Here is a 20,708-nt window from a genome sequence, read left to right as displayed (position 1 = left end):
GTTCCCGTGTTACTCGTCCGGCCGGCCTGCGGTAACACATTGTCACGGCTAAGTTACTCAACTGGCGTTACGCGCCCTGGCAACGCGCGAGCCGCTGGGCCGGCCGAGTACGTCGCTGATCTGCCGGCCCGCGAGAATCAAGCGCTCCAGGTCGATGCCGGTCTCGATCCCGAGGCCGTTGAGCAGGTACACCACATCTTCGGTGGCGACGTTACCGCTGGCGCCCTTGGCGTATGGGCAACCGCCGAGGCCGGCGATAGAGCTGTCGAACACGTTGATCCCTTCCAGCAGGCTGGCGTAGACGTTGGCGACGGCCTGCCCATAGGTGTCATGGAAGTGCCCCGCCAACTTGTCCCGTGGCACGTGCGCGCCCACCACCTCGAACAGCCGGCGCGTGGCTCCCGCGGTGCCGGTGCCGATGGTGTCGCCCAGGGACACTTCATAGCAGCCCATGGCAAACAGCTCGCGGGCCACCGCCGCCACTTGTTCCGGGGCGACCGCGCCTTCGTAAGGGCAACCCAGCACGCAGGACACATAGCCGCGCACACTGACACCCTGCTGTTTGGCGGCCGCCATGATCGGCACGAATCGCTCCAGGCTTTCGCTGATCGAGCAGTTGATGTTGCGCTGCGAAAACGCCTCGGACGCCGCAGCAAACACCGCGACCTCCTTGACCCCGGCGGCCAGCGCATCTTCAAAGCCGCGCAGGTTCGGCGCCAGCGCGCCGTAGGTCACGCCGGGCTGGCGCTGGATCTGCGCAAAGACTTCGGCGGAACCGGCCATCTGCGGCACCCATTTGGGCGAAACAAAACTGCCGACTTCGATGTAGCTCAGGCCCGCGGCGCTGAGGGCATCCACCAACTGCACCTTGTCGGCCACGCTGATGGGTTGGGCTTCATTCTGCAAACCGTCGCGCGGGCCGACTTCGACCAGGCGCACGTGGGAGGGGAGGGACATGGCAACTACCTTATGATCAATGGCCAGCCTGGCCTTGGATGGTTTCGGCCAGGGCCTGGGTGCAGCGCTCTTCGGCGGTGTCCAGTTCCAGCTTCATTTGTTCGATGTCCAGCAACTGCTGCTCCAACTGTTCGCGACGCTCGGCGATTTTCACCAGCATGCTGTTGAGTTGGACATGGTTGCCGCTGGTGGGGTCGTAGAGTTCGATCAGTTCACGGCATTCGGCCAGGGAAAAACCGATGCGCTTGCCGCGCAGGATCAGCTTGAGGCTGACCTTGTCCCGCGCCGAGTAGATGCGTTCCTGGCCCCGGCGTTCCGGGGCCAGCAGGCCTTGTTCCTCATAGAAGCGAATGGCGCGGGTGGTGATGTCGAGCTCGCGGGCGAGGTCGGAAATGCTGTAGGTCGTGCTCATGAAGGCGCTCAAGAAAGTCTTGGCGCTAAGCTAATGTCAGGTTGACGTAAACGTCAAGGTCGATCATCAATCCCTGTAGGAGCGAGCTTGCTCGCGAAAAACGTCAACGAGAACGCGGTAGCCCTGATACCCAAAGGCGCCCTCGGGTTTTTCGCGAGCAAGCTCGCTCCTACACGGCGACAGGTTCAGGCTTGCAGCTTGTCGAGTTTCTTCTCGTGCGCCGTGACTTGCTGGCACAACTCGATCATTTGCTCGCGCATCCAGCGGTTGGCGGGGTCCTGGTCGGTGCTCTCGTGCCAGTACAGGTGGGTTTCCACCGGCGGCACGTCGTTGACCGGCAGGTTGAACCAGTGCAGTTCATGGCGGCGGGCGAAGCGCTCGGGCACGGTCATCACCATGTCGGTCTGTTGCAACACTTGCGAGGCCATCAGGTAATGCTGGGAGCGCAGGGCGATCTTGCGCTGGATGCCCATCTTGCCCAGGGCCAGGTCGACATGGCCCAGGCCGTTGCGGCGGCTGGAGATATGGATATGGGTCAGCGACAGGTAATCATCCAGGGTGAACTTGTCCTTGCCCGCCATCGGGTGGCCCTTGCGCATGGCGCACACGTAGCGGTCTTCCATCAGCTTGACGTGGCGCACCTGCGGGTCGGTGTTGAGCGGTGCGTCGACGGCAAAATCCAGGCGCCCGGCGGCCAGTTCCTTGGTGGTCTCGCGGCGTTTGGACAGGAAACTCTCGATCACCACCGTCGGCGCCAGGCGACGCAAGCGCTGGAACAGCAGTGGCAGGATCACCGCTTCGGTCAAGTCGGTCATGCTGATGCGGTAGGTCTTGGCCGCCTGTTGCGGGTTGAAAATCCGGCTTTCCTGCACCGACACGCGCAGCAATGACAGTGCGTTGCGCACCGGGCCGATGATGTTCTGCGCCATCGGCGTGGGCACCATGCCTTGGGCGGTCCGCACGAACAGCGGGTCGTTGAAGGTCTCGCGCAGGCGTGCCAGAGCGTTGGACACCGCCGGTTGGGTGATGCCGACAATCTGCCCGGCACGGGTCAGGTTGGCTTCGGTGTAGATCGCGTCAAAGACGATAAACAGGTTGAGGTCGACCTTGCTCAGATTCATTTCGTTGCGCTCTTATTGTTAGGTGGCCATGCCCCGATCATATATCGGTGATGAATGTTAATACACGCCGAGAATAGGCTAGGTAAATTATCAACGCTGTTCTAGCATCGATTGCATGACCTAAACAACCTCTCAAAGAAGGGAGCTGCTCATGGATTTCGCCTATTCGCCCAAGGTTCAGGAACTGCGTGAACGCGTCACTGCGTTCATGGACGCTTACGTTTACCCGGCCGAACCGGTGTTCGAACGCCAGGTCAGCGAAGGCGACCGCTGGCAGCCCACCGCGATCATGGAGGAGCTCAAAGCCAAGGCGAAAGCCGAAGGCCTGTGGAACCTGTTCCTGCCCGAATCCGAACTGGGCGCTGGCCTGACCAACCTTGAATACGCGCCGCTGGCGGAAATCATGGGCCGTTCGCTGCTGGGCCCGGAGCCGTTCAATTGCTCCGCCCCGGACACCGGCAACATGGAGGTGCTGGTGCGCTACGCCAACGCCGAACAGAAACAACGCTGGCTCGAACCGCTGTTGCGCGGCGAGATCCGTTCGGCTTTCGCCATGACCGAGCCCGACGTGGCCTCCTCGGATGCGACCAACATGGCCGCCCGCGCCGAGCGCCAGGGCGACGAGTGGGTGATCAACGGCAAGAAATGGTGGACCTCCGGCGCCTGCGACCCGCGTTGCAAGATCCTGATCTTCATGGGCCTGAGCAATCCCGATGCGCCGCGCCACCAGCAGCACTCGATGATCCTGGTGCCGGTGGACGCCCCCGGCGTGAAAATCGTGCGCCCGCTGCCGGTGTTCGGTTACGACGATGCGCCCCACGGCCACGCCGAAGTGCTGTTCGACAACGTGCGCGTGCCGTATGAAAACGTCCTGCTGGGTGAAGGCCGCGGCTTTGAAATTGCCCAGGGGCGTCTTGGCCCGGGCCGCATTCACCACTGCATGCGCTCCATCGGCATGGCCGAGCGCGCGCTGGAACTGATGTGCAAACGCGCGATCAGCCGCACCGCGTTCGGCAAACCGTTGGCGCGCCTGGGCGGCAATATCGACAAGATCGCCGACTCGCGCATGGAAATCGACATGGCACGCCTGCTGACCCTGAAAGCCGCCTACATGATGGACACCGTGGGTAACAAAGTGGCGAAAAGCGAAATCGCCCAGATCAAGGTGGTGGCGCCGAACGTGGCGTTGAAGGTGATCGACCGCGCGATCCAGATCCATGGCGGCGCCGGCGTCTCCAACGACTTCCCGTTGGCCTACATGTACGCCATGCAACGCACCCTGCGCCTGGCCGATGGCCCGGACGAAGTCCACCGTGCGGCGATCGGCAAGTTCGAGATCGGCAAGTATGTGCCTAAAGAGTTGATGCGCGGCGGGCAGTAACACCGCGTCGCCTGCCATCGCGGGCAAGCCCCCTCCCACAGTTGACCGAGTTGTGCATGAGAACGCGGTCTAGTGTGGGAGGGGGCTTGCCCGCGACGAGGCCCGTGCGAACAACACAAAACACAAACCTCAGTACACCCAAACCTCCACCCGCCGATTCTTGATCCGGCCCTCATCCGCGGTATTCGCCGCCACCGGCATCTGCGCGCCGAACCCGCGGATATCGCGGAGCACCACGCCGCTCTTGACCAATTCCCGACGCACCGCCATCGCCCGCAGCTTGGACAACAGCGCCGCGCGTTCGGGGTCATTCTTGATATCGCCAAACCCTACCAGCGTCACCTGCTTGTCGAGCTTGCCGTGGCCTTTTATATACGCCACCACGCGCTGCACATCCTGGCGCGCCTTGTTGTCCAGGCTCGCGCTGCCTTCCTCGAAGCGGAAATTCACCGTCAGGCGCTGGGCCTCGCGGGCAATTGCCTGATAGTCCTCGGGCATGGACGGGCGCGGCTCCACGCTTATCGCCTGGACCCGCTGCGCGATAAACCCGTTGGCCGCCACGATCGCCTGGCCCTTGCTGCTCTGGGTGAAGTCCACCAGCGCCTTGGCCCACGGATTGTGCGTGGTCGGCGGTAGGTAAAAGAACAGGCGGCGCGACAGCGGGTAGTCCTCGGTGGCTATCAGGCTGTTCAGCGGCAGCATCGGTTGCGAGTCACCGTCGACGATCGCCACCGCCTTGGCCTGGCGCACATAGGGCAGGCCGATGAAACCGATGCCTTGCGGGTCCTGGCTCACCGCGTCCGACAGTTGCTCGCTGGCCTCGAACCGCTTGGCCGACGCGGCGAGGGGCTTGCCGCGACGGCTCAGGACCAGGTCCTTGAAGGTGTCATAGGTGCCCGACCGATCATCCCGCGCATATAAATGAATCGCCCCGCCGATGCCGCCGAGTGCTTCCCAGGTGCTGATCTCACCGTTGAAGATTTGCGCCAGTTGCTCGGTATTCAGCGTATTCAGCGGGTTGCGCGGGTTGAGGATGATGGCCAGGCCGTCGATGGCGATCACCTGTTCGGCCTCGGGGCTTTTCAGGTCGCCCAGGGGTTCGAGGTCCACCAGTTCGCTGTCTTTGATCGGGCGGGAGGCGGCGGCGAGGTCGGCGCTGGCTTTGTGCAGGGCGGCAAAACCGGTGCTGGAACCATGGGCGTCGACCTCGATGGTCAGCGTCTTGCCCTGGCGGGTCTTGCCGATCACGCGCTGTTCATTGGCGCCTTCGGCGGGTTCAGCGTGGACCCCTTGCAGCCCCTGCTGCTCCATCAACCCCTTGACCAGCGCCGGGCCAAGCGCCGCGCCGATCGTGTTGGAGCCCTGGATGCGCAAGGCGGGGCCCTGATCGGGGATGGGCAGCGGCGCGCTAACGGCACTCAGGGGAAAAAGGGTCAGCAGTAACAGAACGCGCAGGATCATGCCGGCACCGTCTCAAGGCAAAGGGAGTGCCGCGAGATTAAGTCAGTTGGGTTTCAGTAATATGACTGTCACTCAACCGTAAAAATGTGAGAGCGGGCTTGCTCCCACATTGTTTAAGCGTGCCGTCCGTGAAGTCAGCTCAATTCCAGCCAGATCGGTGCATGGTCCGAGGGTTTTTCCAGGCCGCGCAGTTCGTAGTCCACCCCAGCATCCTTGACCCTGGGCAGCAAGCCGTTGGACGCCAGGATCACATCGATACGCAGGCCACGCTTGGGTTCATCTTCAAACCCGCGACTGCGGTAGTCGAACCAGCTGAAGCGGTCGGTCACGTTGGGGTTGAGGTGGCGGAAGCTGTCCACCAGGCCCCAGTTCTTCAGGCGGGCCATCCACTCGCGCTCTTCCGGCAGGAAGCTGCACTTGCCGGTTTTCAGCCAGCGCTTGGCATTGTCGGGGCCAATGCCGATGTCGCAGTCTTCCGGGGAAATATTCACATCGCCCATTACCACCAGCGCCTGGTCGTTGCTGAACTGGCTTTCCAGCAACTGTTGCAGGTCTGCGTAGAAGCGCTGCTTGGCCGGGAACTTGGTGGGGTGGTCGCGGCTTTCGCCTTGGGGGAAATAGCCGTTCATGATGGTGATCGGGTTGCCTTGCGCATCGGCGAAGGTGCCCCAGATAAAGCGACGCTGGGCGTCTTCTTCATCGCTGGCAAAGCCTTTGTGTACGCTCAGCGCTTCCTGGCGCGAGAGCAGGGCCACGCCGTAGTGGCCTTTCTGGCCGTGGTAGTACACGTGATACCCCAGGGCCTGCACTTCGGCCAGCGGGAACTGGTCGTCGTGGACCTTGGTTTCCTGTAGGCCGATCACATCGGGTTGATGCTTTTCAATCAGCGCCGCCAACTGATGCGGGCGAGCCCGTAGCCCGTTGATATTGAAAGAGACGATTTTCATGGTCGGCTGTCCAGTCTGGCAAAAGGGCGATGCTAGCCGACAAGTCGGACGGGGGCCAGCGTGGCGGTAGGACGGATGCGCTGCTAATGTCTGGGAACGACTCGCGCTGCGTAAGTTCGTACCCATAAGAACGCCGTCTTTTGAATGGCGCCCAGGGAGATTCACTGTATGTCTGACACTTCAACTGCGATTGCCGAAATCCGCCTGCTCAATAGCGACTATTCCAGCGAAGCGCGCTCCCTGCTGTACCAGGCTTATCGCCATGAGCCGACGTTCGCCTACATCTTCGAAGCTGAGCGGCCGGGGTATGAGCAGCGGGTCCGTGCCACCGTGCGCGAGTTGGTCAAACAGCATTTCTTCCAGAAGCTTCCCGCCATCGGCCTGTTCGTCGACGACCGACTGATCGGCGTTGCGTTGATCGCGCCACCCCAGCGGCGTCTGGGCATCACCGAGAGCTGGGCGTGGCAATTGCGCATGTGGTTGAGCACCGGTGTGCGGGGGACACGGCGTTACCTGGATTATCACCAGGCGGTGCTGGCGTGCCTGCCCAGCGATTCGGTGCATGTGTTGCCGTTGCTGGGTATTCACCCGCAATTCCAGGGCAAGCACTTCGGTGAGCAACTGCTCGGCGCGGTACACAACTGGTGCGCCGAGGACCCGCATTCGTCCGGTGTGGTGCTCGATACCGGCAACTCGCGTTACCTGGAGTTCTACAAGCGTCAGGGTTATGAGGAAATCGGCGAAGTTGCTGTAGGACCGATCCTGGAGCATGTGTTTTTTCATGCCAATCCACAGCCGTTACAGGCTGTAACGACTTGAGTCAGGATTTTCAGATAAATCTGAGTTCAAAGAGTCTCTCCAGCTCGTGTAGCATCCGCGCCTATGAAGTTTCCAGGAAGATTCACCAGCGGCTTGATTCTGCTGTTCACAAGCTGCGGCGCTTTGGCGCAAAGCGAACTGGACGTGCGAGTCAAACCCTCAAACGACGCGTTGAAAGCCAACATCGAAGGCTACATCGGCGGGGTAGGCGATCGCGATGAAGAAGCGTTGCTGCGCTTCAGCCGTGGCGCCGAGGAGCAGGCGCGCAAAGCGGCCCAGGCCTTGGGCTTCTATCAGCCGCAGATCAGCAGTGATGTGCAGGGCGGCAAGAACCCGCGCCTGACCCTGACCATTGAGCCCGGCGAACCGGTGCATTTGCGCGACGTGACCATTCGGGTCGACGGCCCGGCCGCCGCCCTCAAAGCCTTTCGTGTGCCTGCCAGCCGCGACCTTGAATCCGGTGCCGTGCTCAACCACGGCCATTACGAAGACGCCAAGCGTCTGATCCAGAACCAGGCCTCGCGCTACGGCTTTTTCAATGGGCGCTTTACCCGCCAGACCCTGTCGGTCGACCCCAAGGCGGGCGTCGCCGATATCGAACTGGTGTATGACAGCGGCCCGCGCTACACCTTGGGCAAGGTCAATTTTGCTGGCGATACGCCGTTCGATGAAGAACTGTTGCAACGCATGGTGCCGTTCAAAAACGGCGCGCCCTACGATTCCGAACTGATTGCCGAGTTGAACCAGAACCTGCAAGCCAGCGGCTTTTTCGAGGGCGTGCGGGTGGACGCCGCGCCGGCTGCGTCGGCCAACGATGTGATCCCGGTCGCGGTGCAACTGGAAACCCGCAAGCCACGCACCATGGGCCTGGGCCTCGGCTTTTCCACCGACGTCGGCCCGCGCGGCAAAGCCAACTGGACGCGCCACTGGGTCAATCCGCAGGGCCACAGTTACGGCTGGGAAGCCGAATTGTCGGCGCCACGGCAGAACGTCGGCCTGTGGTACGACATCCCGCTCGACCCACCGCTTACCGACAAACTGCGTTTTGCCGGCGGCTACCAGAATGAAGAACTGGCCAACACCGACACCCTGAGTAAATTGCTCACCCTCGGCCCGGAATGGCACAGCAAGTTGCCCAGCGGCTGGACCCGGGTGGTCTCCCTCAAGTGGCAGCGTGAAGAATATCGCCTGGGCGATGACTCGGGCCTGAGCAACCTGTTGATGCCGGGGCTCAGCTATTCCTATTTGCGCAGCGACAACCGCATCGATCCCCACCACGGCTATCGCCTGCAATTCGACACCAAGCTGGCCAAGGAAGGCTTCGGCTCCGACACCAACCTGCTTTACGGCACGGCCATGGTCAAAGGCCTGACCACCGTGTGGGACAAGCACCGTTTCCTCGCGCGGGCGCAGATCGGCGGCAGTGCCACCAACGGCTACAAGTCGGTGCCGCCGTCGCTGCGTTTCTTTGCCGGTGGCGACCAGAGCGTGCGTGGTTACGAGTACCAGACCCTGTCGCCGGAGAACGACCGTGGCGACCGCATCGGTGGCCGCTACATGGTGGCCTTGAGCGCCGAGTATCAATATTCCATCGCCGAAAAATGGCGGATCGCGACCTTTATCGACCAGGGCAACTCCTTCAACACCCTGGAAATGCCAAGCCTGAAAACCGGCGTGGGCGTCGGCCTGCGCTGGGTGTCGCCCGTCGGGCCGATTCGCCTTGACCTGGCCCATGCCCTGGAAGACCCGGGCGGTATCCGTTTGCACTTTTCCATGGGGCCTGAGCTGTGATGCGTGGTTTGAAAATAGCCGGGCTGGCTGCCGTTGCCCTCCTGGTCGTGGTGTTGCTGGCGCTGTGGACCGTACTCGGAACCCAGGCGGGCAGCCGTTGGGCGTTGGGCCAGGTGCCGGGCTTGAGCGTGGACAATTTCCAGGGCCGTTTGGGCGGCCAATGGAGTGCCGAGCATCTGCTGTGGCAGCAGGGCAGTGACCGTGTCGAACTCAACGCGCCGACGTTCGACTGGTCGCCGGCCTGCCTGCTGCGCCTGACGCTGTGCATTGACCGGTTGGCGGTGGATCAAGTCAGCCTGCAATTTGCGCCGAGCACGGAGCCGAGCAGCGGGCCGATCCAACTGCCGGCGCTGAAGTTGCCGGTTGCGCTCCAGTTGGGCGACGTTCGCGTCGGCAGCCTGCTGTTTAACGGCAGTGAGGAACTCAAGGGTATGCAACTGGCGGCGCATTGGACCGCCGCGGGCCTGCAGATCGATTCCGTGCATCTGCAACGCGATGATCTGGTGCTGGACCTGTCCGGGCTACTCCAACCCAGCGGTGATTGGCCGTTGACCGCCAGCGGCAACCTGAGCCTGCCTTACGCCCCCGGCGGCGCGCCGTGGACGGTGGCGTTCAGGGCCGATGGCGACCTGCTCAAGACCCTCAAGCTCGACGCCGACAGCAGCGGCTACCTGCCGGCCAAGCTCAGCGGCGAGTTGCAGCCGCTGGTGGAAAACCTGCCGGCACAGCTGCACATCACCGCCGACGCCTTCAAACCCAGCGCCGATTTGCCTGACACCCTGCAACTCAATCAACTTGACCTCACCGCCAAAGGCGACCTGGACAGCGGTTACCAATTGCTCGGCAAAGCCGTACTGCCCGCAGAAAAGGGCCCGGTGGACTTACTGCTGCAAGGTAAGGTCGATGCCAAGGGCGCGCAGATCGCCGGCCTGGATCTGAGTGCCGGTGACAAACAAAGCTTGAAACTCACGGCACAGCTGGACTGGCAGCAGGGCTTTCAAGCCGATGCGAAAATCGATTGGCTGGACTTTCCCTGGCATCGCCTCTACCCCTTGATTGACGAGCCGCAAGTCACCTTGCGCACCTTCAATGGTGAAATTTTCTATAAAGACGGCAACTACCTCGGCAACCTCAAGGCCGACCTCGATGGCCCCGCGGGCAAATTCAATGTGGTCACGCCGTTCAGCGGCGACCTCAAACAAGTGTTCCTGCCCGAGCTGAAACTGACCGCTGGCCAAGGCAAGGCCGAAGGCCACCTCAACCTGCAGTTTGCCGATGGCATCGCCTGGGACACGGCGCTCGACCTGTCGGCGCTGAACCCGGCGTATTGGGTCGCGGAGTTGCCGGGCACGCTGGCCGGACCGCTGCGCAGCAAAGGCGAGTTCAAGAACCAGCAGCTCAAACTGAGCGCCGACCTCGGCCTCAAGGGCCGTCTGCGCGGGCAGCCCGCCGTATTGGCCGCCAAGGCCGAAGGCGCGGGTGAGCAATGGACCCTGGCCAACCTGGATATCCGCCTGGGCGACAACCGCATCAACGGCAGCGGCAGCCTGCAACAACGCCTGGCCGGGCAGATCGATATCAAACTGACGCGGCTGGCCCAGCTGTGGCCGCAGTTACGCGGGCAGGTCAATGGCCGACTCGATGTGGCCGGTAGCCTCAAAGCGCCTCAAGGCAAACTCGACCTCAAGGGCCAGCAACTGGCGTTTGCCGACAATCGCCTGCAAAGCCTGAGCCTCGACGCCACGCTCGATAACGCCCAGCGCGCAAAGATCGACCTCAAGGGCAGCGGCATCCAAAGCGGCGACACCCAAGTCGGCACCCTGACAGCCAGCGCCCAGGGCGATGTCAGGCAACAGAAGGTCCAGTTGGATCTGGCCGGCCCACTGGTCAAGCTGGCCCTGGCCCTGGATGGCAACCTCGACCAAGGCAACTGGCGCGGACGCCTGGCCAGCGGTGACGTGCAGGCCGGCGGCCAGGACTGGAAGCTGCAGGCCCCGGCGAAAATCGAGCGCCTGGCCGATGGCAGGCTGACCTTCGCCGCCCACTGCTGGGTCGCGGGCCCGGCCAGCCTGTGTGCTGAAGATCAGCGCCTGATGCCTGAACCGAAGCTGCGTTACCACCTCAAGCAATTCCCCATCGATAGCCTGGCGGCCTGGTTGCCCAAGGACTTCGCCTGGCAGGGCACGCTCAACGCCGACGTACAGCTCGACCTGCCGGCCAGCGGCCCCAAAGGCGTGATCGCAGTGGATGCCAGTGGCGGCACGTTGCGCGTCAAGGACAAGCACCAGTGGCTGGATTTCCCCTACGACACGCTGCAATTGGACGCCACCCTCAACCCCAAGCGCATCGACACCCAGCTCAACTTCCAGGGCGGCAAGCTCGGTGAGTTGCGGTTGCAGGCACAGATCAACCCGCTGGCGAAAAACAAGCCGATCACCGGTACTTTCAGCCTCACCGGTCTGGACCTCACCGTGGCGCGGCCGTTTGTGCCGATGGTGGAAAAACTCAACGGCAAGCTCAACGGCAATGGCCGCATCTCCGGTGGCCTGCTGGCGCCGCTGGTCAACGGCAGCATGAACCTGGTGGGCGGCGAGATTTCCGGGGCGGAACTGCCCATCAGCCTCGAAGGCTTGAACGTACAGGCGCTGATTGCCGGCGAAAGCGTGCAACTCGATGGCAACTGGCACAGCGGCAAGGCCGGGCAGGGCAGCCTCAAGGGCCACATCGACTGGGGCCGCGCCCTGGCGGTCGACCTCAGCCTGCAAGGCGCGCACTTGCCGGTCACCGTCGAACCTTACGCGGTGCTGGAAGTTGCGCCCGACCTGAAGATCAGCCTGAAGAACGACAAGCTCGCGATCGTCGGCAAGGTGCAGATCCCGCGGGGTGACATCACCGTGCGCGAACTGCCGCCGTCGACGGTCAAGGTCTCCGATGACACGGTGATCGTCGGCAGCCAGACCGAAGAGGGCAAGCCGCCGATGGCAATGGCAATGGATATCGACGTGGCGGTGGGTGAAGACCAGCTCAACTTCTCGGGCTTCGGCCTCACCGCCAAGGTGCAGGGGCATGTGCATATCGGCGACAACCTGGACACCCGCGGCGAGCTGTGGCTCAACGACGGCCGCTACCGTGCCTACGGCCAGAAGCTGGATGTGCGCCGTGCGCGTTTGCTGTTCGCCGGGCCGCTCGACCAGCCTTATCTGGATATCGAAGCGATCCGCAAGACCGGCGATGTCGTCGCTGGTATCCGCCTGAGCGGCAGCGCCGAACAGCCCACTACGCAGATCTTCTCCGAGCCGGCCATGAGCCAGGAGCAGGCGCTGTCCTACCTGGTGCTCGGCCGTCCGCTGAGCACCACCGGTGAAGATAACAATATGCTCGCCCAAGCCGCCCTGGGCCTGGGCTTGATGGGCAGTGCCGGCGTGACCTCGGACATTGCCAAGAACCTCGGCATCCAGGACTTCGAACTCGACACCCAAGGCAGCGGCACCAACACCGCCGTGGTCGCCAGCGGCAAGATCTCGGAGAAACTCAGCCTGCGTTATGGGGTTGGGGTGTTCGAGCCGGCCAGCACCATTGCTTTGCGCTACCTGTTGAGCAAGAAGGTGTATCTGGAGGTGGCCAGTGGTGTGGCCAGTTCGTTGGATATTTTCTATAAGCGGGATTTCTAGATCCGCCCTCGATGAAAAAGTGCGAGCGGGCTTGCTCGCTCGCACATACCAAGCAAGCTAATCATTTCATTTGACATTCGCTGCCTAAGCAGTAATATCTCGTCACACATTCGCTGCCTAGGCAGTAATAAGGTGACTTTCGATGAAGCACTTCACCCCGGACAACTTCCACAACTGCCACCTCGGGCTGTTGTTGGGGCGTGCCGCCATCCTTAAAGACAAGATCATCGACACCCATATGGAACCCCACGGCATCACCGCCGCGCAGTTCAAGGTGTTGATCATCATGGCGCAGTTCGGTGTCGACACCCCGGCGGAGCTGTGCCGCCACCTGTCCCTGGACAGCGGTTCGATGACCCGCATGCTCGATCGCCTGGAGCAAAAAGGCCTGCTTGATCGCAAGCGTTCGGCGCTGGACCGTCGCCAAGTGCAACTGGTGTTGACCGACGACGGCCAGCGCCTGGCGGACAGGCTGCCGTACATCGGCGCCGAGGCGTTGAACCAGTTGGCCTGCGCACTGGAGCCGGGTGAATTGCAAACCCTGGAAAAGATCCTCATGAAAATGCTGATAGCTGCCGGTGATCCCATCACCCTGCAGCGGGTAGGTAAAGAATGAACACACGTGCCCTTTGCCTGGTGCTGGCGGCCATGAGCATGGCCGGTTGCGCCAACTTCAGCGGCCTCGATACCCAGGGCCAGCGCCTCGACGCCAACACCCTGCAGACCGGTCAGTCGTTGACCGGCGTGACCCTGTCGAGCGCCGCCTGGCCCAGCGCCGACTGGTGGAAAAGCCTCGGCGACCCGCAACTCGACGGTTTGATCCAGGAAGCCCTGCAAAACAGCCCCGACATGCAAGTGGCCAGCGCCCGTGCCCACCAGGCGGAAGCCGCCGCCTATGCGGCGAACGCCGCACGCATGCCGACCCTGGACGCCAGCGCCGGTGTGAGCCGGTCGCGGCTGGCCAGGGACCAGGACCCGCGGCTGCAGGGCGATACCTACTCGACGGTGCGAAGCCTCGGCGCGAGCTTCAACTACAACTTCGACCTCTGGGGCGGCCAGCGCGCCGCCTGGGAAGCGGCCTTGGGCCAGGCCCGCGCCGCCGAAATCGACCAACAGGCCGCGCGCCTGACCCTGGCGGCCGATGTGGCCAAGGCCTACAGCGATCTGGGCCAGGCCCATATCGTGTGTGACCTGGCCAATGACGACCTCAAGCGTGCCCGGCAAATGCTCAACCTGAGCCAGCGCCGCCTGAACTCGGGCATCGACAGCCAGTACCAGTTCCAACAGACCGAAAGCCTGGAAGCCAGCTCCCAGTCGCAACTGATCGATGCGGAAAAACAACTGCAGAGCGCGAAAATCGCCCTGGCGGTGTTGCTCGGCAAAGGCCCCGACCGGGGTAACGAGCTGGCGCGTCCGAATGTACTCAAGCCCAGCGCCGTCGCCGTACCCTCGGTGCTGCCCGCCGAACTGCTGGGCCGGCGCCCGGACCTGATCGCCGCACGTTGGCGGGTGGAAGCGGCGAGCAAGAACATCGCAGCCGGCAAGGCCAGCTTCTACCCCAACCTCAACCTGAGCGCGAGCGCCGGGGCCGAGTCGTTGCTGGGGGATGCGATGTTCGGTTCGGCCAGCCGCTTCTTCAACATTGCGCCGACGATTTCGCTGCCGATTTTCGATGGCGGCCGCCTGCGCGCCAACCTCGATGCGCGCGATGCCGACTATGACCTGGCCGTGGCCCAGTACAACAAAACCCTGGTGCAAGCCCTCGGCGATATCGGCAACAGCCTTTCACAACTGCGCGAAACCGGTCGGCAGATCCAGGCCCAGCAACATGCCGCGGACATTGCCCAGCAGTCCTACGACACCGCGATGCAGCGTTACAGCTCCGGGATCGGCAACTACCTGGACGTGCTCAGCATCGAGCAGCAATTGCTGCAGGCCCAGCGTCAGCTGGCGACCTTGAACGCCGCGCAAATCGATCTGTCGATCCAATTGATGCAAGCCCTGGGTGGCGGCTACGACGCCGCAAATGTGGCATCGACCACCCCAGCTACACGCACGGAATAATTTGAGGTAACTGACATGGCCACTGCCGAAAGCAACAACGCAACGGGAACGCCCGATAACAACCCGCGCAAACGCAAAGTCATGCTGGTCGGCCTGGTGCTGATCGTCATCCTCGGCGTGGTCGGCGTGTGGGGTTGGTATGAACTCTACGGCCGCTTCAATGAAAGCACCGACGACGCCTACGTGAACGGCAACGTGGTGGAAATCACCCCGCTGGTCACCGGCACCGTGGTCAGCATCGGCGCCGACGATGGCGACCTGGTCCACGAAGGCCAGGTGCTGATCAACTTCGACCCCAACGACGCGGCGGTCGGCCTGCAAAGTGCGCAGGCCAACCTGGCCCGCACCGTGCGCCAGGTGCGGGGCTTGTACAGCAACGTCGACGGCATGAAAGCCCAGGTCAATGCGCAGAAAGCCGACGTGCAAACTGCCGAGGACAACTACAACCGGCGTAAGACCCTGGCCCAGGGCGGGGCGATTTCCCAGGAAGAACTGTCCCACGCCCGCGACAGCCTGACCGCGGCCAAGAATGCCCTGACCAACCTTGAGCAGCAGCTCAAAAGCAGCAACGCCCTGGTCGATGACACGGTGATCTCGTCCCATCCGGACGTGCAAGCCGCCGCCGCGCAACTGCGCCAGGCGTACCTGGCCAATGCGCGCAGCACCCTGATCGCCCCCGTCACCGGCTATGTGGCCAAGCGCACCGTGCAACTGGGCCAGCGCGTGCAGCCGGGGACGGCGTTGATGGCGGTGATCCCGCTGAACCAGCTGTGGATCGACGCCAACTTCAAAGAAACCCAACTGCGCAATATGCGTATCGGCCAACCGGTGGACATCGAAGCGGACATTTATGGCAGCGATGTGAAGTTCAGCGGCACCATCGACAGCCTCGGCGCCGGCACCGGCAGCGCGTTTGCCTTGCTGCCTGCGCAGAACGCCACCGGCAACTGGATCAAGATCGTGCAACGGGTGCCGGTACGCATCCACGTCAATGCCGAAGAACTGACCAAACACCCACTGCGGGTGGGCTTGAGCACGGTGGTCAACGTCGACCTGCACGACCGCAGCGGCCCGGTACTGGCGCAACAGGCGCCGCAAAAGGCCTCGTTCACCACCAACGTGTATGACCGCCAGTTGGCCGAAGCCGATGCCATGATCACCCAGTTGATTCATGACAACAGCCTCGCCGCGCCCAAGGCTGTGCAACGCTGATGAGCCATAACGCGTCCTTCTCGCCACCCAGCTTGGTGATGGCCACGATTGGCCTGTCGCTGGCGACCTTCATGCAGGTGCTCGATACCACGATCGCCAACGTGGCGTTGCCGACCATTTCCGGCAACCTTGGCGTGAGTTCGGAGCAGGGCACCTGGGTGATCACCTCGTTTGCGGTGAGCAACGCCATTGCCCTGCCGCTGACCGGCTGGTTGAGCCGGCGCTTCGGCGAGGTGAAGCTGTTTCTCTGGGCCACCGTGCTGTTTGTGCTGGCCTCGTTTCTCTGCGGTATTTCCACGTCGATGCCCGAGCTGATCGGCTTTCGGGTGTTGCAAGGCCTGGTGGCGGGGCCGTTGTACCCGATGACCCAGACGTTGCTGATCGCGGTCTACCCGCCGGCGAGGCGCGGCATGGCCCTGGCACTGCTGGCGATGGTCACGGTGGTGGCGCCGATTGCCGGTCCCATCCTCGGCGGCTGGATCACCGACAGCTACAGCTGGCCGTGGATCTTCTTCATCAACGTGCCCATCGGCATCTTTGCGGTGATGGTGGTGCGTTCGCAGTTGAAGAAACGCCCGGTGGTCACCAGCTACCAGCCGATGGACTATGTGGGGTTGTTGAGCTTGATCGTCGGGGTCGGCGCGTTGCAGATCATCCTCGACAAGGGCAACGACCTGGACTGGTTCGAATCCAACTTCATCATCGTGGGGGCGGCGATTTCGGTGATTGCCCTGGCGGTGTTCATCATCTGGGAGATGACCGACAAACACCCAGTGGTCAACCTGCGGCTGTTCGCCTACCGCAACTTCCGCATCGGCACCATCGTGCTGGTCCTCGGCTACGCGGGCTTCTTCGGCATCAACCTGATCCTGCCGCAGTGGCTGCAAACCCAGATGGGCTACACCGCGACCTGGGCCGGCCTGGCCGTGGCGCCGATCGGTATTCTGCCGGTGCTGATGTCGCCGTTTGTCGGCAAGTACGCGCACCGATTCGACCTGCGCGTCCTGGCGGGCCTGGCGTTCCTGGCGATTGGCTTGAGCTGCTTCATGCGCGCCAGCTTCACCAATGAGGTGGACTTCCAGCACATCGCCCTGGTGCAGCTGTTCATGGGCATCGGCGTGGCGCTGTTCTTCATGCCGACCTTGAGCATCCTGATGTCCGACCTGCCGCCGCACCAGATCGCCGACGGCGCCGGCCTGGCGACGTTCCTGCGGACCCTGGGCGGCAGCTTCGCGGCCTCGCTGACCACCTGGATCTGGATTCGCCGCGCCGACCAGCACCATGCGTACATGAGCGAGAACATGACCACCTACGACGCGGCGACCCGCGATGCGTTGAATGCGTTGGGCGGCGCGGGGCAAAAGGCCTACGCCCAACTCGACCAGATCCTCACCAGCCAGGCATACATGATGTCCACCGTGGATTACTTCACGTTGCTGGGGTGGATGTTCATGGGCTTGATGCTGCTGGTGTGGCTGGCCAAACCGCCGTTTACCGCGAAGGCGGGACCGGCTGCATCAGGGCACTGATCAGCCAAGGCTGAAATGCAATCAACCAGGGCTGAAATGCAATCAACTGTGGGAGGGGGCTTGCCCCCGATAGCGGTGTATCAGTCAGCCTATTTGAAGCTGACCCACTGCCATCGGGGGCAAGCCCCCTCCCACATTTGATCAGGCGCCCGGCAGTGCCAGTTGCGGATTGACGAAGTCAAACGCCGCCAGCTGAAACCCTTGCTCATCCACCTGCAATGCCCAGCCTTGCTTGTCCCAATCCCCCAGCACAATACGCTTGGCCGCCTGATCGCCGATCTGCAACTTATGAATGGCGGGGCGGTGCGTATGGCCGTGGACCAGGGTACGCACACCGAACTGCTGCATCACCCGCGGCACTTCCTCGGGGGTGACGTCGACAATGTCGTTGGCTTTCATCCGCGTCTGCGCCCGGCTTTCGTTGCGCAGCTTGCGCGCCAGTTTGTGGCGGGTGCGCAAGGGCAGGTGACGCAGGATAAACAGCACAATCGGGTTGCGCAGGATGCGCCGCAGCTTCATATAACCGACGTCGCGGGTGCAGAGGCTGTCGCCGTGCATCAGCAGCACGGGCTCGCCGGCGAGTTGCACGACGCTCGGGTCCTTGAGCAGCTTGGCGCCTGCGGCTTTGCAGAACGTCTTGCCGATCAGGAAGTCGCGGTTGCCGTGCATGATGAAAATCGCGGTGCCGCTGTCGCTCAGTTCGCGCAGGGCCGCGCAAATCGAGCGCTGGAAAGGGGTGATCCCATCGTCGCCAACCCAGGCTTCAAAGAAGTCCCCGAGGATGTACAACGCCTGGGCGCCACGGGCGCGGCCGTGGAGTAAATCCAGAAACGCCCGGGTAATGTCCGGGCGCTCCTCTTCCAGATGCAAGTCTGAAATCAGCAATATCACTCAATGATCTCGGCTTTCTCGATGATCACGTCGTCTGCTGGCACGTCTTGGTGGCCGGCTTTGCTGGTGGTGGCAACGCCTTTGATCTTGTCGACGACGTCAGTGCCTTCGGTGACTTTACCGAACACCGCGTAGCCCCAGCCCTGCACGTTCTTGCCGCTGTGGTTGAGGAAGGCGTTGTCGGCGACGTTGATGAAGAACTGCGCGGAGGCCGAATGCGGCTCCATGGTACGGGCCATGGCGACGGTGTATTTGTCGTTGGAAAGGCCGTTGTCCGCTTCGTTCTGGATGCTTGGGCGCTTGTCTTTCTTTTCTTTCATGCCAGGCTCGAAACCGCCGCCCTGGACCATGAAGTTGCCGATGACACGGTGGAAAACGGTGTTTTCGTAGTGGCCGGCTTTCACGTATTCAATGAAGTTGGCGACGGTGATCGGCGCTTTCTCGGCGTTCAGCTCGATGACGATGTCACCGTGGTTGGTGGTCAGTTTGACTTGAGTCATGTGTACTACTCTTTTCAGGGAATTCGTGGGTTCGGGCGCTGTGCGCCTGACCTGTTTGGCTAAACGTTGGCCAAGACGCGCAGTTTAGCGTGCCCTGCGGGAATTTCGAGGTGGTTTTTTACCGCCCGGGCAATTAAAGCAGCAGTTTTTGGCCGCACCCTGTCAGGCGGTTGACCGCTTCGGCTATGATAAGCCCTTTGTTTTATCTGGCCTGCCCAAGGCCACGTACTCGTCTGTTCAAGGATAATATGAGCAAGCCCACTGTCGACCCTACCTCGAACGCCAAGGCCGGTCCTGCCGCCACGGTCAATTTCCTGCGCCCGATCATCCAGGCGGACCTGGATTCGGGCAAGCACACGCAGATCGTCACGCGCTTTCCGCCGGAGCCCAACGGCTACCTGCACATCGGTCACGCCAAGTCGATCTGTGTGAACTTCGGTCTGGCCCAGGAGTTCGGTGGCGTCACGCACCTGCGTTTCGACGATACCAACCCGGCCAAGGAAGACCAGGAATACATCGACGCCATCGAAAGCGACATCAAGTGGCTGGGCTTCGAATGGTCCGGTGAAGTGCGCTATGCGTCCAAGTATTTCGACCAGTTGTTCGACTGGGCCATCGTGCTGATCAAGGCCGGCAAGGCCTACGTCGACGACCTCACCCCTGAACAGGCCAAGGAATACCGTGGCACGCTGACCGAACCGGGCAAGAACAGCCCGTTCCGCGACCGTTCGGTGGAAGAGAACCTGGACTGGTTCGCCCGCATGCGCGCCGGTGAGTTCGCAGACGGTGCCCGTGTACTGCGTGCCAAGATCGACATGGCCTCGCCGAACATGAACCTGCGCGACCCGATCATGTACCGCATCCGCCATGCCCATCACCACCAGACCGGTGACAAGTGGTGCATCTACCCGAACTACGACTTCACCCACGGCCAGTCGGACGCCATCGAAGGCATCACCCACTCCATCTGCACCCTGGAGTTCGAAAGTCACCGTCCGCTGTACGAATGGTTCCTGGAGCACCTGCCGGTTCCGGCACACCCGCGCCAGTACGAATTCAGCCGCCTGAACCTGAACTACACCATCACCAGCAAGCGCAAGCTCAAGCAACTGGTGGATGAACAGCACGTCAACGGCTGGGACGACCCGCGCATGTCGACGCTGTCGGGCTTCCGCCGTCGCGGCTACACGCCCAAGTCCATCCGCAACTTCTGCGAAATGGTCGGCACCAACCGTTCCGACGGCGTGGTCGACTTCGGCATGCTCGAATTCAGCATCCGTGACGACCTCGACCACAGCGCCCCGCGCGCCATGTGCGTGCTGCGCCCGCTGAAAGTCGTGATCACCAACTACCCGGAAGGCCAGGTCGAGAACCTCGAACTGCCACGCCACCCGAAAGAAGACATGGGCGTGCGCGCACTGCCGTTCGCCCGTGAAATCTACATCGACCGTGACGACTTCATGGAAGAGCCGCCAAAAGGCTACAAGCGCCTGGAACCTACCGGCGAAGTGCGCCTGCGCGGCAGCTACGTGATCCGCGCCGACGAAGCGATCAAGGACGCCGCGGGCAACATCGTCGAACTGCGCTGCTCGTATGATCCAGAAACCCTGGGCAAGAACCCTGAAGGCCGCAAGGTCAAGGGCGTGATCCACTGGGTGCCGGCCGCCGCCAGCGTCGAGTGCGAAGTGCGTCTGTACGACCGTCTGTTCCGTTCGCCGAACCCTGAGAAAGCCGAAGACAGCGCGAGCTTCCTCGACAACATCAATCCGAACTCCCTGCAAGTACTCACGGGTTGTCGTGCCGAGCCATCCCTTGGCAATGCACAGCCGGAAGACCGTTTCCAGTTCGAGCGCGAAGGCTACTTCTGCGCGGATATCAAGGACTCGAAACCTGGCCATCCGGTATTCAACCGTACCGTGACCTTGCGTGATTCGTGGGGCCAGTGATTTAAG

Annotated in this window: 16 protein-coding genes; 9 read left to right on the top strand and 7 right to left on the bottom strand. The window is 62.4% G+C overall.

What is annotated here, in order from left to right; translation table 11 throughout:
* Positions 1 to 57: 57 nt before the first annotated feature.
* The 3 genes from ACP7E3_RS06230 to ACP7E3_RS06220 all read right to left on the bottom strand — a co-directional run bounded on the left by ACP7E3_RS06230 (position 58) and on the right by ACP7E3_RS06220 (position 2,490).
* Positions 58 to 957, bottom strand: coding sequence for a hydroxymethylglutaryl-CoA lyase (locus tag ACP7E3_RS06230; protein ID WP_057004446.1), 900 nt, complete (start codon positions 955 to 957; stop codon positions 58 to 60).
* Between the two features lie 16 nt (positions 958 to 973).
* On the bottom strand, positions 974 to 1,369 hold the full coding sequence (locus tag ACP7E3_RS06225; protein ID WP_017848109.1) for a MerR family transcriptional regulator: 396 nt from the start codon (positions 1,367 to 1,369) through the stop codon (positions 974 to 976).
* Between the two features lie 185 nt (positions 1,370 to 1,554).
* Positions 1,555 to 2,490 carry a LysR family transcriptional regulator gene (locus ACP7E3_RS06220; protein WP_017848108.1) on the bottom strand — a complete coding sequence of 312 codons (936 nt, stop codon included), beginning with the start codon at positions 2,488 to 2,490 and terminating at the stop codon, positions 1,555 to 1,557.
* Between the two features lie 151 nt (positions 2,491 to 2,641).
* Between ACP7E3_RS06220 and ACP7E3_RS06215 the strand changes: the two genes are divergently transcribed.
* Entirely contained in the window at positions 2,642 to 3,871 is a 1,230-nt protein-coding gene (locus ACP7E3_RS06215) for an acyl-CoA dehydrogenase (protein WP_017848107.1), read from the top strand.
* Between the two features lie 129 nt (positions 3,872 to 4,000).
* On the opposite strand, the gene ACP7E3_RS06210 is transcribed toward ACP7E3_RS06215, so the two are convergent.
* Both ACP7E3_RS06210 and xthA read right to left on the bottom strand, forming a co-directional pair.
* Positions 4,001 to 5,332, bottom strand: a complete 1,332-nt coding sequence (locus ACP7E3_RS06210; RefSeq protein WP_057004445.1) for a substrate-binding domain-containing protein — start codon at positions 5,330 to 5,332, stop codon at positions 4,001 to 4,003.
* Between the two features lie 134 nt (positions 5,333 to 5,466).
* Positions 5,467 to 6,279, bottom strand: coding sequence for an exodeoxyribonuclease III (xthA, locus tag ACP7E3_RS06205; protein WP_017848105.1), 813 nt, complete (start codon positions 6,277 to 6,279; stop codon positions 5,467 to 5,469).
* 168 nt (positions 6,280 to 6,447) lie between these two features.
* Here xthA and ACP7E3_RS06200 point away from each other — a divergent pair, with 168 nt between their 5' ends.
* The 7 genes from ACP7E3_RS06200 to ACP7E3_RS06170 all read left to right on the top strand — a co-directional run bounded on the left by ACP7E3_RS06200 (position 6,448) and on the right by ACP7E3_RS06170 (position 17,365).
* On the top strand, positions 6,448 to 7,098 hold the full coding sequence (locus ACP7E3_RS06200) for a GNAT family N-acetyltransferase (protein WP_017848104.1): 651 nt from the start codon (positions 6,448 to 6,450) through the stop codon (positions 7,096 to 7,098).
* Between the two features lie 63 nt (positions 7,099 to 7,161).
* The gene (locus tag ACP7E3_RS06195) at positions 7,162 to 8,889 is read left to right on the top strand and encodes an autotransporter assembly complex protein TamA (RefSeq protein ID WP_017848103.1); all 1,728 of its coding nucleotides are present in this window, start codon (positions 7,162 to 7,164) and stop codon (positions 8,887 to 8,889) included.
* Complete coding sequence (locus tag ACP7E3_RS06190) at positions 8,889 to 12,560, top strand: translocation/assembly module TamB domain-containing protein (RefSeq protein ID WP_426122575.1); 3,672 nt, start codon at positions 8,889 to 8,891, stop codon at positions 12,558 to 12,560. The genes ACP7E3_RS06195 and ACP7E3_RS06190 overlap by 1 nt, the downstream gene beginning before the upstream one ends.
* Before the next feature lie 142 nt (positions 12,561 to 12,702).
* Positions 12,703 to 13,176 carry a MarR family winged helix-turn-helix transcriptional regulator gene (locus ACP7E3_RS06185; RefSeq protein WP_232565827.1) on the top strand — a complete coding sequence of 158 codons (474 nt, stop codon included), beginning with the start codon at positions 12,703 to 12,705 and terminating at the stop codon, positions 13,174 to 13,176.
* Positions 13,173 to 14,624 carry an efflux transporter outer membrane subunit gene (locus tag ACP7E3_RS06180; protein WP_426122573.1) on the top strand — a complete coding sequence of 484 codons (1,452 nt, stop codon included), beginning with the start codon at positions 13,173 to 13,175 and terminating at the stop codon, positions 14,622 to 14,624. Before ACP7E3_RS06185 ends, ACP7E3_RS06180 begins: the two co-directional genes overlap by 4 nt.
* Before the next feature lie 15 nt (positions 14,625 to 14,639).
* The gene (locus tag ACP7E3_RS06175) at positions 14,640 to 15,836 is read left to right on the top strand and encodes an efflux RND transporter periplasmic adaptor subunit (protein ID WP_128191847.1); all 1,197 of its coding nucleotides are present in this window, start codon (positions 14,640 to 14,642) and stop codon (positions 15,834 to 15,836) included.
* Positions 15,836 to 17,365, top strand: coding sequence for a DHA2 family efflux MFS transporter permease subunit (locus ACP7E3_RS06170; RefSeq protein ID WP_046382879.1), 1,530 nt, complete (start codon positions 15,836 to 15,838; stop codon positions 17,363 to 17,365). Before ACP7E3_RS06175 ends, ACP7E3_RS06170 begins: the two co-directional genes overlap by 1 nt.
* A 141-nt stretch (positions 17,366 to 17,506) precedes the next feature.
* On the opposite strand, the gene lpxH is transcribed toward ACP7E3_RS06170, so the two are convergent.
* Positions 17,507 to 18,256, bottom strand: coding sequence for a UDP-2,3-diacylglucosamine diphosphatase (gene lpxH / locus ACP7E3_RS06165; RefSeq protein ID WP_057004440.1), 750 nt, complete (start codon positions 18,254 to 18,256; stop codon positions 17,507 to 17,509).
* Positions 18,253 to 18,756 carry a peptidylprolyl isomerase gene (locus ACP7E3_RS06160; protein WP_017848096.1) on the bottom strand — a complete coding sequence of 168 codons (504 nt, stop codon included), beginning with the start codon at positions 18,754 to 18,756 and terminating at the stop codon, positions 18,253 to 18,255. Before ACP7E3_RS06160 ends, lpxH begins: the two co-directional genes overlap by 4 nt.
* Positions 18,757 to 19,004: 248 nt before the next feature.
* Between ACP7E3_RS06160 and ACP7E3_RS06155 the strand changes: the two genes are divergently transcribed.
* Positions 19,005 to 20,702, top strand: a complete 1,698-nt coding sequence (locus ACP7E3_RS06155) for a glutamine--tRNA ligase/YqeY domain fusion protein (protein WP_017848095.1) — start codon at positions 19,005 to 19,007, stop codon at positions 20,700 to 20,702.
* Positions 20,703 to 20,708 lie beyond the last annotated feature (6 nt).

It is taken from the genome of Pseudomonas sp. PSPC2-3, from assembly GCF_049898265.1.
GTDB lineage: Bacteria > Pseudomonadota > Gammaproteobacteria > Pseudomonadales > Pseudomonadaceae > Aquipseudomonas > Aquipseudomonas veronii.
This window is presented reverse-complemented; position numbering and strand designations above follow the sequence as displayed.